We start from the raw sequence: 16,020 nt of genomic DNA, 5'->3' as shown, positions 1-16,020 counted from the left end.
CAAGAAAGTTTTATTATCTTTGAGTTTATTATCTTATTTAGCACAAATACAATTATCAGCTTATTTGTAGATTGGTAAAAGCGGTAGTATTTTCTATTAAGCTTATAGCAAACATTGTTAGATAAATTGCAAGGTAACTATCAATAAAGAAACTGATTAACTATTTTGCTATCTTCCTGTTATTCGTTACAGTAAAACTTATGATTCCTTGAGGAAGAGGTTAAAAAACCCCTTTCCTCAAATTTTTTGGCTTAAAAATGCTTTTAAAACATTTTATCCGTTATAAATTCAGACAACTAACAGCTTGATTAAACATTAACACAGCAACAATAAAGCATTAAATAGAAGATGAATATCCATAATTACCATTTAGCTGTCATCAATACTCTTACTCATCAATAAAAAATTACCATTAACCCCAAAAAATAGCAAAAAGTAAATTGCCGTGCTAAATAGATATAACAGACAATTTTTTCAGATTTTATAAAAAATTTTGCATCTAAAATGATTAAACAAAATCTTGATTATTTATTTGTTTCTAACCAACCGATTTGGCCTTGATTTTTACTTAAAATAAGAATAATCACTCCTATAATTAACCAAATACCACCAATAATTTTTGCATAATTATCAATATGTAACAACACAGGTAACAATACGACAATGCCAATAATAGGGATTAAAATATCAAATAAATTAGCTCGCCAACCATTCGAACGTTTTTTAAATTTAAAATAACCTATTACTGATACATGTAACATAATAAATGCACATAAAGCACCAACATCGACAAATGAAACTAACATTGGTAATCCCTTAGCATGATTGGCAGCAATAAATACCAACAATAGATTAAACAATGCAGAAAATAAAATTGCTCTCGAAGGCACACCACTTTTCTTACCAATCTTAGCAAAAAAAGCAGGTAATCTTTTATCTCGCCCCATACTAAATAATAGACGACTTGCCGCAGCTTGACCGACCATAGCGGCAAACGATGCCCCGACAGCTTTCATTAAACTAAGAGACCATCCTAACCATAAATTAATTTCATTATTAACTATATTATAATAAGCTTTGCCTTGTAGCTCAGGATGGTTACGTAAATATTCGCTATCATAAGGATTAAGTAAAGCTCCAATATAAATTTGTATTACAAATAAACAACCAGCAAGAATTAAACAGCTAATAATAGCTTTACTTACTAAGTTTCGCTCACCACTGTGTTCTTCTGAAAAAGTTGCTATAGCATCGAACCCTAAATAAGAAAGCACAGCAATAGAGACCGCATTAAAAAGGCTACTCCAATTAAATAACTCACCACCAATAAACGGAGTAAGCCAATCTTGTTTAGTTCCATGCGTGGTAATAATCCAAATACCAACTAAAAGCACAGCAAACAGGACTGCAATCTCAACGACTAAGATAACTAATGTGATTCTAGCCGATTTTTTAACACCAATTAAATTAAGCATGGTAGTGATAACTACTGCAAAACAGGTCCATATCCAAACAGGAACTTCTGGAATTAAGGCATTTAATGAAATACCACTAAACAAATAGGCAACAGCAGGAATAAACAGATAGTCTAGTAGAAGTAACCAGCCAACGAGAAATCCAGCATTAGGATGAATACCAATAGAACAATAAGCATATACAGCGCCTGCATGGGGCAAAGCATTTGACATTCTTGCATAAGAAAATGCCGTAAACGCCATCACAAAAGTCGCAACAATATAAACTAGTGCAACGGCGCCATCGCTTATAACATCTAAAACTCCAAATAGCCCTACTGGAGCTGCGGGGCCAATAAAAAGCAATCCCAAAATAACTAAATCTCGAAACCGCATATTTTTACTTAATTGTTGCATAATCACTCTCGTTGTTTTCTTCCTGATAAAGGATGAAATCTTAAAGGATTAATGCAATTCAGACTAATATCAGCTGGTTATTTATTTATAACTATCAGTTATAAAAAAGTTATTAAACATGATCCCTTATTTCATAAGTGTAGGACATTTTGGCGGTCTTACCTAACATAATTGAAGCACTACAATATTTTTCAGATGCAAGTTTAATCGCCTTTTCAACTGCCTCGTTATCGATATTATTACCAGTAATTACAATATGAAAATTAATTGAGGTATACACTTTTGGCGAAGAGGTGGCTTGAGTTTTATCAATATCGATCCAAAGATCTCGAACATCCTTTTTATTATTTTTCAAAATAGCAATAATGTCGTAAGCCATACAACCTGCAGCACCATGTAACAAAAGCTCCATAGGTCTCGCACCACGGTTTCGACCACTATGTTCAATACCGCCATCCATTACTAAGGAGTGCCCACTTGCGGTTTCAGCTAAAAAACCAAACTCATCAATCCATTTCAAACGATCTTTCATTATTTTCCCCTTTCATCAAAAATTAACTAAACATATTTATTTATATTAATTGCTAAATAACATAAGTCTTTTCAAATGATATGTCATCTTTTGATTTATTTTTTCTGATATAAGTCATCAATAGATAACTATCCACTGGTATTTTTAGCTAGCCTCAGTACAATATTGCCATAGTACATAACTAATACTATTTTAAATAGACTTGCCAAAAAACTTATTATAACTATCAAATAATCAAATAATTAGTTTTATGAATGCACAACTTAAGGATAGAGTATGATTGTTGAATTTATTATCTTGCTTTGTATAGGCGCATTGGCTGGGTTACTTGCAGGTATGTTTGGTATTGGAGGTGGAGCGTTAATTGTACCAGCACTACTTATGGTACTCGATTATTTTGGTTATGGAGGGCAATGGATAAACCATATCGCAGTGGCTTCATCTCTAGCAACAATCATTGGTACTAGCTTATCATCAAGTTGGGTTCAGAATAAAAATAATAATATTGTCTGGTCGATCTTAAAAAAGATGGTATTAGGTTGCATTATTGGCACTATTGGCGGATCCTACATGACACCTTATATTCCCGGTATTTGGCTCAAATGGATTTTTATTGGTTTCCTCATCTATACAGGCAGTAAATTTATTCTAAAAACTGGAAAAGTTGCGAAAAAACAAAATAGCCAAGCGACATTATTACCTAACACAATCTATATCTTCATCGGCGGATTAATTGGTGTATTCGCCGCATTAGTTGGTGTAGGTGGTGGTGTGTTAGTGGTACCTTTTTTAAAGAAATGCGGCGTGGATATGCGAAAAGCGATCGGTACTTCTGCGGCATTTACCTTACCTGTAGCCTTAGGTGGAACTATTGGTTATATCATTGCTGGATGGAATATCCAAGAACTGCCAAAATACAGTTTAGGTTTCGTCTATTTACCCGCAGTATTATCAATTATGTTAGCTAGCATACCCATGGCAAAAGTCGGAGTTCAAATTGCTCAAAAATTATCAATAAATAAACTAATTAGATATTTTGGTATCTTCTTATTATTAATTTCAGTCAAACTAATCGTTTCTTAATTTACAATTAAAATCCCTGTTCTCAAAAATATTAACCGCTCTTATTTAGAGCGGTTAATATGACTTCTCTATTTATCCTAAACAAGAATAATTTTACGTGACTCTATTTTAGTTATTCAATCTCGATTCAAGAAACAACAACTAAGATGAAGTACACAGAGCATAAAAACTGTAGGGTTCGTAAAAGTCAATAGCTGGATTGTACATATAAACATCCCCTCCATACGGGTAAACAATAAACTGCTCACTTCCTGATTGATCTCTAGTCCAATACAAATAATAGTGACCTGTACCCGCACCAATGTAGTTGGTTAGGTATCCCCATTCAGTAAAAAATCCAGCATTTATTCGACGCTGGTAGTAATTACCAGTAGATGAAGGTATGGCTCCGATAGCACCCTGACAGTTATCACCACTCCATGGCCCTGAACAAACCGCATTAGTTAAATCCTTAACTTGAGGTACACTGTAACCAATACTGTTACACCATGATAATGCTAAACTATAATTAGAACTTTTATTACCTCGATTGATAAACCATTGCTTTAATTGAAAACCATATTTAAGAATTTCATTATCTAAACTATCTCTACCAACCAACTCGAATGTCTGAGGTAATGAAGGTCTATATATAATACCAGGAGAATCTGATTGCCATTGGGCTTCGTTAGCAACAGGACCAGTGAGTGTAACACGAACAGTTGTACCGGAGGAGTTTGGCGTCATGGTTGCGGTTATTCCATCGTGAGTAACCGGATCCCATCTCAATGGCCCTACACCACCAATATCTAAATCAAAATATAGATTACTAGCACCAGTTGTTGGGAAATTCAAACCATAAGATAATGGATCCCTAGACTGCACAATAAAACCTTTATTCGGATCCCACATTGAAGCCGGACCACGAAAGTCTATACCACTAATCTCAGTATCTGAACCATATCTCAATGTAGGTTTCGCAAAACAGACCTTTGGACGATCTTTAGGATTAATATAATAAGTCGCACTACCACCACTAAAATCACTACTATTAGGTACACCATACTGGGTAGATAATGTACCACCATCACTACTCAATACCACTTTATAAGGTGCATTACAAATATCTAATGCGGTATTACGCAGTACTTTTTGATTATTTTTATCAGTAATGGTAAGCGTTAAATTACCTGTAACTGCAATACCACTATTGCCTTGACCATCACCATCATCATCCCCCCAATAATTATAGGGCGCGCCAATAAGTGTATTTAATGCGATTGAATCTGCATTGGTTGGTACTAGCATATTCACATTAATTAATGTCTCATTTATATCCGGCAATACAATCGGATTGGTCGCTGAATTATTATTTGGCGAATAAGTCCTACCATCAGATAAGCTGATACCAAGTAAATTACTCATATCAGTAACGCGACTTTGACCATCATCAAAGGTTAAAAAAGGTGCATTACCATGAATAAAATTCGTTGTACTCGTCGTCAAAGCGTGGCTACTAAATGGAAGTGATAAAAAAAATAGTACTGAAACTAAATAGAGTGGACTCGATAAAAATAAACTTAATAATAAGGTTAGTTTTACAGGTTTGGTGTTTGGTGTTTGGTGTTAAAATTATAATGCATCGCGACAATCCTGTCAAGTAACTTAATGTTTAATTTGAACTTTCCTTGCTCAAATAGCGAAATAATAATCTATCTAATCACTTTTTGTAGTGAATGGAAAAAGTATAATTACTGGGAAAAACTATGCAACAATTTTTTTCCCTAAAAATTGTTAAGTTTTGTAAAAAACAATTGTTTCGATGCAGAATGAATCGATCTTAATTCTAAGCTATTAAGATAATCTTAAACCATTTTATCGTTCTAAGTTTGATTATTAAAAGAGTTTAAGTTTTACCTAGATTATTTTATTTTCGTAGAATTTTATTAATATAGCTAAACAGAAAAATAATCATTATAAGATTAATTATTTTTTTATTAAGTTCTAATAAACAAGTCTTTGATATTTTCTATCCTAAATGCCCTTGATTATCAGCACACGCAAAAACATAAGCCTTAAAACATTATTTTTAGCAGTAAAATATTGTGGGAATTGATAGTATTTTTGCCAGCAGCTTGAATAGTTATTTACTTTTATTTAACTAGTTTTCAGGTTGTAAAAACCCCTCTCCTCAAATTTTGAGTGGAGTTTACAGGAATTAATAAAAAAGGTCGCAAATTGCGACCTTTGGTTTAATCATTTAACGTTATTTTATCTGGCTCGTTTAACTGCTAATCCTAATTGCCATACCGCCATCGCATAATGTGTACTATGATTATAACGAGTAATGACATAAAAATTAGGTAAACCATACCAAAATTGATAAGTATCGCCCATATCTAAACGCAACAAGCTGACTTCTTTATTACCTTCTAAGGAGCTTTTCGGTTTTAATCCTGATTGAGCCAAATGCTCAATTGAATATTTAGTACTAAAACCTGTATCAAGAGAAAGCGCTTGTCCATCAGCAACTACAGCAACTTTTCTATTACGTTTCCAACCATGTGATTTGAAATAATTAGCCACACTACCAATCGCATCAACAGGATCCCATAAATCAATATGACCATCATGATTAAAGTCAACAGCATGATTTCTAAATGCTGATGGCATAAACTGACCATATCCCATAGCGCCGGCAAATGATCCACTTAAATCAAAGGGATCCACCCCTTCATCACGACACATAATTAAAAAGTCTTCCAATTCTTTAGCAAAATATTGTGATCGTCTTGGATAGTGAAATGCCAGTGTTGATAATGCATCAATTATTTTGGTTTTGCCCATTACTCGGCCCCAACCTGTCTCAACGCCAATAATACCGACAATGATTTCAGGTGGCACACCATACTCTTTATACGCTCGTTGTAAATCTTTGTCATATTTATTCCAAAATTCGACGCCATTTGGCAAATTATCTGGTGTAATGAATTTATTTTTATAACGAATCCAAGCGCCATTAGGTACATTCGAAGAACTTGATTGAGGTGCTTGCTTATCCATTAAACCAATTACCCAATCAAGTTTATTTGTCTGCTCTAAAACAGTACGAAGTTGTTGACGATTAAAACCATGTTTTTTTACCATCATAGTAATAAACTTTTCTTTATCTACCGTTAAAGGCACAATAGCTGCTTTCGGCTGTTCGTGCTGTTTCTCTAGATAAACACCACCTTTAACATCCGAATGGCCTCGATGCTTCTGCATAGGAGTTTTAGAAGATGCTCCATTAGAACAAGCAGCAAGCCATAAAATCATCATGAGACAAATAATGATACGTTGCATAAATCATCCATATTTAATTAATTAAAATACCGGCGATATATTAAATTATCAATTGTTATTTAACAATATTTTGACACTCTTTGCCTTCTGAAATTTGTGCAATATTATTTAATGTGGTATCGGAAATATTTAACAATGCTTCTTGGGTTAAAAATGCTTGATGACCAGTAAACAGCACGTTATGACATGATGATAAACGACGGAATACATCATCTAAAATAACATCGTTGGATTTATCTTCAAAAAATAGATCTCGCTCGTTTTCATAAACATCCATTCCTAACGCACCAATTTTAGTTTGTTTTAAAGCTTCAATTGCTGCTGTTGCATCTAATAAACCACCACGGCTAGTATTAATAATCATCACACCGTTTTTCATTTTGTTAAATGACTCTTTATTAAGCAAATGATAATTTTCTGGTGACATTGGACAATGTAAAGTAATCACATCTGATTTAGCATAAAGTTCATCTAACTGAACATACTGCGCACCTAACTCAACGACAATATCATTAGGATAAGGATCATAAGCTAAAATATTCATACCAAATCCTTTTAAAATACGAATAACAGCTTGGCCTATTTTACCTGTACCGATAACGCCAGCAGTACGATTATGCATGTTAAAACCCGTCAATCCTTCTAACGAGAAATTGGCATCACGTGTACGTTGATAAGCTTTATGTGTTCTACGATTTAATGTCATCATTAATGCAACAGCATGTTCGGCCACAGCTTCTGGCGAATAGGCTGGAACGCGAACTACAGTGATACCTAATTTCTTAGCTTCAGCTAGATCGACATTATCAAAACCAGCACAACGCAAAGCTAACATTTTAATCCCATAATGGGCTAATTTTTGTAATACTCTTTTATCCACTTCATCATTTACAAAAACACATACAGCATCATACCCTTCAGCAGTAACCACTGTTTTATGACTCAATTTATGCTCATAATATTCAATTTCAAATCCAAAATGTTTATTCGCAATTTCTAAATGTTCCTTGTCGTAATGTTTACTGCTAAAAACAGCAACTTTTACAGTTTTCTTCATAACGGCTACTCCCTTTAAGGTAAATTGATATATTATTTTAAATGATGATTGAACTACATTGTCACATGCTAATTTTGACAATATTGAATGCTGAATTTTGATTTAATTGGCTATTTTAGCTTTGAAAAACTGGACATCAACAAATCTATATTATAGTAAAACGTTTTATGATGCCTTTAGCAATTACTTTTTTTATTATTATGCTATGATAGCACCTCACTAAAAACTCACCAATAAGTTAAATAATGAATAATCCGCAAGATTCTATATTCAAAACTATTTTTAATACAAAAATGCTAATCTGCATTTTCACTGGTTTTGCATCCGGATTGCCCTTTTATTTATTAATTCAGCTATTACCTGCATGGCTGGCTAGCGAAGATATCAACATAAAAACCATTGGCATTTTCTCTTTAACCCAGATGCCATATATTTTCAAATTTGTCTGGGCGCCATTTATGGATAATATTTCTCTATTCAAACTTGGGCGACGTCGGGGTTGGATGTTTATATCACAACTAATTTTACTCTTTTCGATTGCGATTTTAGGTATTTTCTCACCAACGTTAGATATTTGGTTAATAGCAAATATCTGTTTTATTATCGCACTTTTTTCAGCAACTCAAGACATTGCCTTAGATGCTTTTAGGCGTGAATTATTACTCGATAATGAACTTGGATTAGGTAACAGTATCCATACTAATGCTTATCGCATTGCCGGTTTGGTGCCGGGCTCACTATCATTAATACTATCAAATTATTTACCTTGGAACAGTGTTTTTCTCATTACTGCATTATTTATGTTACCAGCAATTATTATGACACTACTGGTTAAAGAACCAATCAATCAAACTCCCAAGACTCATAGTTTAGATGAAATTATTATTAAACCTTTTAGTGAATTTATTACACGCCAAGGTGTTAAAAGTGCCGTATTGATTTTAGCTTTTATTTTTTTATATAAATTAGGGGACAGCATGGCAACCTCCTTAGCTACCCCATTTTACCTAAAAATGGGCTTCAGCCGTTTTGATGTGGGTTGGATTGCTAAAAATGCATCATTATGGCCAAGTGTATTGGGTGCTCTTGTTGGCGGTATCTTAATGATAAAAATAGGAATTAACCGCGCTTTATGGTGTTTTGGCTTTGTCCAAGTTATTTCTATTTTAGGTTTTGCTTGGTTATCGATCGAAGGACCTTTTGATGAAATTAATACACATCAAAAAGTTTTATTAGCATTAGTCATTGGATTTGAAGCATTAGGTGTTGGCCTTGGTTCAGCAGCATTTGTTGCCTTTATCGCTAAAACCACAAATCCATTATATACCGCAACACAGTTTGCGTTATTCACTAGTATTGCCTCTATTCCTAGAACACTTATTAATTCGACAACAGGAATTATGGTCGATTATTTAGGCTGGACAAGCTTTTTCGGTTTATGTACGATGTTAGCCATACCGGGTATGGTGTTATTATTAAAAGTTGCGCCATGGAATTTAAAATCTTAGGAGACATTATGGACAAACTATCTCTAGCTTTCGAGTTTAGACACGCTTGTAAACGGTTTGATGAATCAAAAAAAATTAATCATGAAGATCTTGAAGCAATTTTAGAGGCTGGTCGTTTATCACCTTCATCATTTGGGATGGAGCCTTGGCATTTTGTAGTTGTCGATAATGCAGATATTAAAACTGAATTACGTGCTGTTTGTTATAACCAAGAGCAAGTTACTAGTTGTTCACACTATGTTATTGTACTTTATCGGAAAGCCAGTAACTTTACTTCACAAAGTCATTATTTACGTCAAGCGGTAGCGAGAACGTTACCTGATCAAAATGATCAAACCTCCATTGATATTGCTTGCCAAGATTTTATTAATTTTACTAAATTTGGTTTAGCAAATGGTTTAACTGTAAATCATTGGTCTGAAATGCAAGATTATCTAGCTGCAGCAAATATGATGACAGCAGCGGCTTATCGAGGTATAGATTCTTGTGCTATTGGTGGATTTGAACATGATAAAGTCATACAGATTTTAGAAAAACATATTCCACAGTTTAGTGGTGAAACTTTTGGAGTTGGACTCTGTTTAGCATTTGGTTATCGAATTAATGAGCAACAACCACATATCCGCTGGTCACTTCAAGATGTAACCACCTATTTATCATAATCAATAATAAATCTCCTTCTGTCGCCAACCGGCGGCATGAAGGCCAATGTCTAAAAAATCAATTCATCAACATATACAATATTTCAACATTAACGATAGCGACGGCAAAATAAATTTAATACCAAATAAAATATTACCAATTTGCAGATCACTAATACTTCTTGTATGGAATTTATAGTTTTTAACCCACTTTATTTTGACTAACAGAGCTTCCACTGCTTGTGGTGAGGATGTGAACATAGTATTTGCTTTTAAATGAAACTGATTTAGTCTCATTATTTAATAAAAATAATCTTTAAGATTTAACTTAAAATTTAAAAAATAAAAATTAATTAAAAACTGAAAATATGAAGAATAAAAAATTATCCAATAGTAATTTAAACTATCACTGTCGCCTATCGCTATAATAACCAATTTTTTTGCACGATAAAGCTTGATAATGTTAGACTTATCAACTATAAATTGCGCTAAACATATTTAAATTAGCCAGAATATCAGAATAAAAAAGGATATAACATGAAAACCAAACATGCCCGCTTATTGATACTAGGGTCAGGACCTGCTGGCTACACAGCAGCTGTTTATGCTGCACGAGCAAACTTATCACCAGTATTAATTACTGGTACACAACAAGGTGGACAGCTTACTACAACCACCGAAATAGAAAACTGGCCTGCTGGCGATCCAGAACTTACTGGGCCAGAATTAATGATAAAAATGCAACAACAAGCGGAACGATTTAATACAGAAATCATTTTAGATCATATTGATCGTGTTGACTTTAGCCAAAAACCATTCAAACTTTTTGGCAGTGATACTGAATATAGTTGTGATGCATTAATCATAGCAACAGGCGCATCAGCACAATATCTTGGTTTACCATCGGAAGAGGCATTTAAAAGTAAAGGAGTGTCAGCTTGTGCTACTTGTGACGGTTTCTTCTATCGTAACCAAAAAGTTGCTGTTGTCGGTGGAGGCAATACAGCTGTTGAAGAAACTCTTTATTTAGCCAATATCGCTAGTGAAGTTCATTTGATCCATCGTCGTGATAGTTTTAGGGCTGAAAAAATATTAATGGACCGCTTAGCAGAAAAAGTGCAAGAAGGTAAAGTTATATTGCATACCCATCAAATTATTGATGAAATTCTAGGCGATAACATGGGCGTGACAGGTGTTAGAATTCGTAGTAGCCAAGATCCTAATATTACCGATGAAATTAATGTAATGGGCGTTTTTATTGCTATAGGTCACAAACCTAATACTGCTATTTTTGACGGCCAACTTGAACTAAATAATGGTTATATAAAAGTGCAATCAGGCACTCAAGGTAATGCAACTCAAACTAGCATTGAGGGTATTTTTGCTGCCGGTGATGTTATGGATCATATTTATCGACAAGCAATTACATCGGCTGGAACGGGATGTATGGCAGCGTTAGATGCTGAACATTATTTAGATAATTTAAAATAAAATCAGCTGAATAATATGTCTTTAGATAAACAACGCCAAACTTATTTACTCAACTGGTTAAAACAACACACCAAAATACACAAGTCAGATTTACGAGCTTCAATCGTAACTGGATTTATGTTAAGTATTTTAATGATTGTTCAAGCAGCTTTTTTGGCGATTATTTTACAAAGATTAATTATTGAACAACAATCTTTTTTGACAGTTATCCCTTACTTTTTATCTTTAATTATTATTTTACTAGCTCGAGGGTCGTTAATTTATCTTCGTGAAAAGATTAACTTTGCTTTAGGGCAAAAGATCCGTAAGCAGATTAGACAAAAATTAATCGATCAGTTTGAATTGTTTGGTCCGGCTTATTTAAATCAAAGCACTACCGGAGCATGGAGTACGTTAGTTATTGAGCAAGTCGATAATTTACACGACTTTTTTGCCCGTTATTTACCGCAAATGCGCTTAGCCAGCATGGTACCTATATTAATTTGTATTGCTATCTTCCCTTTTAACTGGGCGGCGGCGGTTATTTTGCTTTTCACCGCCCCACTGATCCCTATTTTTATGATTTTAGTGGGAATGGGAGCTGCCGATATTAATCGACGCCATTTTAAAGCATTAGCTTATTTAAGTGGCCACTTCTTAGATCGATTAAAAGGACTTAGCACCATTCGCTTATTTAATCAAGGTGAACAACAAACGAAAGAAATCGCTCGAGCATCTGAAGATTTCCGTGTTAAAACCATGCAAGTATTAAAGATGGCCTTTTTATCCTCTGCTGTGTTAGAGTTTTTTACCTCAATTTCAATTGCTATTGTGGCAGTCTATTTTGGTTTTTCTTATTTAGGCGAATTTGATTTTGGCGCCTATAATGGAACGGTTACTTTATTTGCTGGTTTTTTTGCACTAATTTTAGCACCTGAGTATTTTCAACCCTTACGAGATCTCGGAGTCTATTATCATGCTAAAGCCGAAGCTATTGCTGCTGCTGATAATATCGAAACTTTTTTAAATAAAAATTTACCACAACAAGTTGATAACGCTCAGCCAAAAACTAACTTGAATCAATTGCAAGCAAACAATTATCTAGATATTGGGGTTTTAAAAACAATTGAAGCCAAAGATCTGATCGTACTATCCAATGAAGCTTTGCCGATTGTTGGGCCACTTAGCTTTTCATTACATGCGCCCTTTAAATTAGCCTTAATTGGCACTAGTGGTGAAGGAAAAAGCTCGCTCATGCAAGTATTACTTGGATTTTTGCCTTATCAAGGTTCACTCAAAATTAATGGTATTGAATTTAATCATTTAAATTTAAAGCGTTGGCAACAACAAATAAGTTGGATTGGTCAAAATCCTTATCTCATTAACGGTTCGATTCGTGAAAATATTCTACTTGGTAAACCCACAGCAACCACTCATGAACTTGATGAAGTGATAGCTAAAGCACAATTATCTGATGTTATCGCTAAACTGCCTGAAGGAGTGGAGACACAGGTCGGTGAAGATGCGGTACGATTATCAGTAGGACAAGCCCAACGTGTAGCGCTCGCCAGAGCAATGCTAAAACCTTGCCAATTACTAATCCTAGATGAACCAACCGCAAGTTTAGATAAACAGACAGTAGCATTGTTAGCACCATATGATATTGCCACTAACAGTATTACCATAACTCATCAACATGATGATATGCATGATTTTGAGCTAGTTTGGAAACTTTCAAAGGGACAAATTAATGCCATTAAGGAGAGTTCATGCTAACGCTATTACGCCCTTATATTGCTCTTTATAAACACTACTTTTGGCAAATCGTTATTGGACTTAGTTTATCTATTCTTACGCTATTTGCCAGTGTCTTTTTACTCTCATTATCGGGATGGTTTTTAGCCTCTACAGCCGTTGTTGGTGTTGCCGGTTTATATACCTTTAATTACATGTTACCTGCAGCTGGTGTACGAGTAGCAGCAATTACCCGAACAGCATCACGCTATGTTGAGCGCTTAGTTGATCACAACACTACTTTTAAAATTTTAGCTTATTTAAGAACGTTAGCATTTAGAAAGATTTTACCACTCAGTGCTAACCAATTAGCTCAATATCAAAAAGCTGATTTACTTAACCGTTTTATTGTCGATATTGATGCACTTGATCATCTCTACTTAAAACTATTTTCACCAATTGTTACCGCATTAATCATGATTTTGTTGCTGTTTGTCGGGCTAAGTTATATCAATTTACCCATTGCCTTAATCATTACTATCGTGTTAACAATTACCTTACTTGCCATACCTGTCATTTTTTATCATGCAGGCAAACAGTTAGGAGAAACATTAGCTAAACAACAAAGTGAATATAGGGCGTTATTAATTAATTATTTACAAGGTCAAGCTGAACTAACGTTATTTAATGCGCAACATCGTTATCGTACAAAACTAGATAAACTCGAATCAGACTGGCTTTTTCATCAACAACGCCAATCAACATTAATGGCACTATCAAGTGCGCTCGTCGTATTGATTGCTGGTTTTTTAACTTTATTGGTACTGTGGTTGATCACTCAATACACATTATCACCTTTAGTTGCCTTATTTGTTTTTGTTTGCTTGGCTAGTAGTGAAATTTTAGCGCCCATACCAGGAGCATTTATCTTTTTAGGGCAGGTATTAACATCCGCAAAACGCACAACAACCTTATTTAACCAAACACCTGATATCAAATTTATTGAACAAGGCAAAACTATCGATTTATCTATTGCTAAACTACAATTCGATGACATTAGTTTTAGTTATCCTAATCAACCTTTTGCTATTTTAAATCACTTTTCATTAACCATTAATTCCGGTCAGCATGTTGGTTTAATAGGTAAAACTGGCTGTGGCAAATCAACACTGCTTAATTTAGTTACTCGCACATGGGAAGCAAATTCTGGAAAAATTTTGATCAATGATATTCCAGTTGATCAACTTGATGAAGCTACACTCCGCCAAACCATTGCGGTTGTACCTCAGGTTATTACTATTTTTAGTGATACACTTAAACAGAATTTGCTAATTGGTAACCGACAGGCATCTGACCAACAGTTGATCGATGTATTACATCAAGTTGAACTATCAAAATTGTTAGCAACTGATCAAGGTTTGAATTTACCATTAGGACAAGGTGGGCGCGCTCTATCTGGCGGCGAAATTCGCCGTATCGGCATTGCTCGAGCATTATTACATAACTCACCACTAATCCTAATGGATGAACCAACTGAAAGCCTTGACCAACAAACCGAACAGCAGATCATCGAGCTGATTAAACAAATCTGTAAAAATAAAACATTACTAATGGTCACCCATAGATTAACCGATAATCCGTTGTTTGACAGAGTTGTTGAGTTTTGAGTTTTGATATTTTGCCCATTTATCAAGCCTTTTAAACTCAAAACTTCAGCTACTCAAAATTTATAGGATTAAAAAAGTTCATTCCTCAAAAAATAGATATGACTATACGGTTAATTCCATATCAGATACTTTAGTTATTAAAAAAACGCGTATTTATCATTAACTAATATACATAATTCGTTTTGTTTATCATGCAATTACCTAAACATAATTAGATTAATCTTAGCGACAAATAACATCAAGTTCCTTCAAATTTTCATGATATACCGAAGGCAATAAACGTCCTTCACTCGAAATATAGGTTGGAGATAATCCAAATGAGCTATGGGAAATTTGGTCTGCAACCCATATCCCATTTTCTCCCCACATCATGTTATAATTCTTTAATATCCCCCATTCTCCCATAAAATTACCTACTGAACGGATAAAGTCCCAGCTATTATTACTATTTGATATCCTGATTTCATTTGAACTATACAAATATTCTCGACGAAATCCTTCATCTATGACCTCTTTTACTGTCAACGGATCTCTATCACAAGTCAGACCATGACAAAAACCTGAAGGTCTTCCTGTACAAAAACTTAATACTGGAAATTCCGTACGAGCGGTAAATTGTTGAAATGGTGTAGAGCCAGAACTGAATATTACTCGTGAACGAGACATTGATGGCCATTTACTTGGTACCGGTATCGTAAAATTATCCATCCAAATCCAATCTCGACCATTAAAGTACTCCATGGTTATTACCGGCGTACCATTTTCAATAAATTGCCATTTTTCTTGTGAAGCATAATTGACCGTGCAATTTGCACCATAACCATTGATGGTCGATAACCATATTTTGCCGGCTCCATTATGTGAATAACAACGGTAAGAAAGTTGATTCGCTCCCGGTCCAATTGCCGTAAATGCCGCATTTTGAAAACCAGTGGTCGGAAAGCCACTCCAACGTGAAAAACCCCAAAAGTTATGAAATACATTTCCGTCATAGCCACCATAATTACCCATATCATTTGGTCTTAAGTAACAGATACTCTGATTATGGGGAATAACGGTATATTCCACCCAATTATTACCATAATAACGATTATTCGGTGCACCATAAGGAGTGTTAGCTTGGATATCCCACA

The 16,020-nt window shown here is 34.5% G+C and carries 12 protein-coding genes; 6 read left to right on the top strand and 6 right to left on the bottom strand.

Annotated elements, in window-relative coordinates; all coding sequences use genetic code 11:
• Positions 1–524: 524 nt before the first annotated feature.
• Both B6D18_RS10705 and B6D18_RS10700 read right to left on the bottom strand, forming a co-directional pair.
• Positions 525–1,871: an APC family permease gene (locus tag B6D18_RS10705; protein ID WP_086364433.1), complete on the bottom strand. Its 1,347-nt coding sequence runs from the start codon at positions 1,869–1,871 to the stop codon at positions 525–527.
• Between the two features lie 112 nt (positions 1,872–1,983).
• Positions 1,984–2,403: an OsmC family protein gene (locus B6D18_RS10700; protein ID WP_086364432.1), complete on the bottom strand. Its 420-nt coding sequence runs from the start codon at positions 2,401–2,403 to the stop codon at positions 1,984–1,986.
• Between the two features lie 276 nt (positions 2,404–2,679).
• Here B6D18_RS10700 and B6D18_RS10695 point away from each other — a divergent pair, with 276 nt between their 5' ends.
• Positions 2,680–3,486, top strand: a complete 807-nt coding sequence (locus B6D18_RS10695; RefSeq protein WP_086364431.1) for a sulfite exporter TauE/SafE family protein — start codon at positions 2,680–2,682, stop codon at positions 3,484–3,486.
• A gap of 141 nt (positions 3,487–3,627) precedes the next feature.
• On the opposite strand, the gene B6D18_RS10690 is transcribed toward B6D18_RS10695, so the two are convergent.
• From B6D18_RS10690 to B6D18_RS10680, 3 genes are all read right to left on the bottom strand, one after another.
• Positions 3,628–4,971, bottom strand: a complete 1,344-nt coding sequence (locus tag B6D18_RS10690) for a hypothetical protein (RefSeq protein ID WP_086364430.1) — start codon at positions 4,969–4,971, stop codon at positions 3,628–3,630.
• Positions 4,972–5,736: 765 nt separating this feature from the next.
• Positions 5,737–6,810, bottom strand: coding sequence for a lytic murein transglycosylase B (gene mltB, locus B6D18_RS10685; RefSeq protein ID WP_086364429.1), 1,074 nt, complete (start codon positions 6,808–6,810; stop codon positions 5,737–5,739).
• A 55-nt stretch (positions 6,811–6,865) separates the two neighbouring features.
• Positions 6,866–7,867, bottom strand: coding sequence for a 2-hydroxyacid dehydrogenase (locus B6D18_RS10680; RefSeq protein ID WP_086364428.1), 1,002 nt, complete (start codon positions 7,865–7,867; stop codon positions 6,866–6,868).
• Positions 7,868–8,112: 245 nt separating this feature from the next.
• On the opposite strand from B6D18_RS10680, the gene B6D18_RS10675 reads away from it, so the two are divergent.
• The 5 genes from B6D18_RS10675 (at position 8,113) to cydC (ending at position 14,887) form a co-directional block, all read left to right on the top strand.
• Complete coding sequence (locus tag B6D18_RS10675) at positions 8,113–9,375, top strand: AmpG family muropeptide MFS transporter (protein ID WP_086364427.1); 1,263 nt, start codon at positions 8,113–8,115, stop codon at positions 9,373–9,375.
• An 8-nt stretch (positions 9,376–9,383) separates the two neighbouring features.
• Positions 9,384–10,037 carry an NAD(P)H-dependent oxidoreductase gene (locus tag B6D18_RS10670; RefSeq protein WP_158092579.1) on the top strand — a complete coding sequence of 218 codons (654 nt, stop codon included), beginning with the start codon at positions 9,384–9,386 and terminating at the stop codon, positions 10,035–10,037.
• Between the two features lie 516 nt (positions 10,038–10,553).
• Complete coding sequence (gene trxB / locus B6D18_RS10665; protein WP_086364425.1) at positions 10,554–11,507, top strand: thioredoxin-disulfide reductase; 954 nt, start codon at positions 10,554–10,556, stop codon at positions 11,505–11,507.
• 15 nt (positions 11,508–11,522) lie between these two features.
• Positions 11,523–13,262, top strand: a complete 1,740-nt coding sequence (cydD, locus tag B6D18_RS10660; RefSeq protein WP_086364424.1) for a cysteine/glutathione ABC transporter permease/ATP-binding protein CydD — start codon at positions 11,523–11,525, stop codon at positions 13,260–13,262.
• Positions 13,256–14,887, top strand: coding sequence for a cysteine/glutathione ABC transporter ATP-binding protein/permease CydC (gene cydC, locus B6D18_RS10655; protein WP_086364423.1), 1,632 nt, complete (start codon positions 13,256–13,258; stop codon positions 14,885–14,887). The genes cydD and cydC overlap by 7 nt, the downstream gene beginning before the upstream one ends.
• Positions 14,888–15,109: 222 nt before the next feature.
• Here cydC and B6D18_RS12650 read toward each other — a convergent pair.
• On the bottom strand, positions 15,110–16,020 hold a 911-nt coding region (locus tag B6D18_RS12650; protein WP_158092578.1), incomplete at its 5' end, for a hypothetical protein.

Origin of the sequence: Gilliamella sp. A7, assembly GCF_002142015.1 — a bacterium.
Taxonomy (GTDB): Bacteria; Pseudomonadota; Gammaproteobacteria; order Enterobacterales; family Orbaceae; genus Gilliamella; species Gilliamella apis_A.
The sequence above is the reverse complement of the archived record's forward strand: the minus strand, read 5'-3'. Positions and strand labels throughout refer to the sequence as shown.

What these genes read in the sequence shown, in the direction of transcription:
- B6D18_RS10705 (WP_086364433.1), bottom strand. Translation starts at nt 1,871, where the DNA reads ATGCAACAATTAAGTAAAAATATGCGGTTTCGAGATTTAGTTATTTTG.
- B6D18_RS10700 (WP_086364432.1), bottom strand. Translation starts at nt 2,403, where the DNA reads ATGAAAGATCGTTTGAAATGGATTGATGAGTTTGGTTTTTTAGCTGAA.
- B6D18_RS10695 (WP_086364431.1), top strand. Translation starts at nt 2,680, where the DNA reads ATGATTGTTGAATTTATTATCTTGCTTTGTATAGGCGCATTGGCTGGG.
- mltB (WP_086364429.1), bottom strand. Translation starts at nt 6,810, where the DNA reads ATGCAACGTATCATTATTTGTCTCATGATGATTTTATGGCTTGCTGCT.
- B6D18_RS10680 (WP_086364428.1), bottom strand. Translation starts at nt 7,867, where the DNA reads ATGAAGAAAACTGTAAAAGTTGCTGTTTTTAGCAGTAAACATTACGAC.
- B6D18_RS10675 (WP_086364427.1), top strand. Translation starts at nt 8,113, where the DNA reads ATGAATAATCCGCAAGATTCTATATTCAAAACTATTTTTAATACAAAA.
- B6D18_RS10670 (WP_158092579.1), top strand. Translation starts at nt 9,384, where the DNA reads ATGGACAAACTATCTCTAGCTTTCGAGTTTAGACACGCTTGTAAACGG.
- trxB (WP_086364425.1), top strand. Translation starts at nt 10,554, where the DNA reads ATGAAAACCAAACATGCCCGCTTATTGATACTAGGGTCAGGACCTGCT.
- cydD (WP_086364424.1), top strand. Translation starts at nt 11,523, where the DNA reads ATGTCTTTAGATAAACAACGCCAAACTTATTTACTCAACTGGTTAAAA.
- cydC (WP_086364423.1), top strand. Translation starts at nt 13,256, where the DNA reads ATGCTAACGCTATTACGCCCTTATATTGCTCTTTATAAACACTACTTT.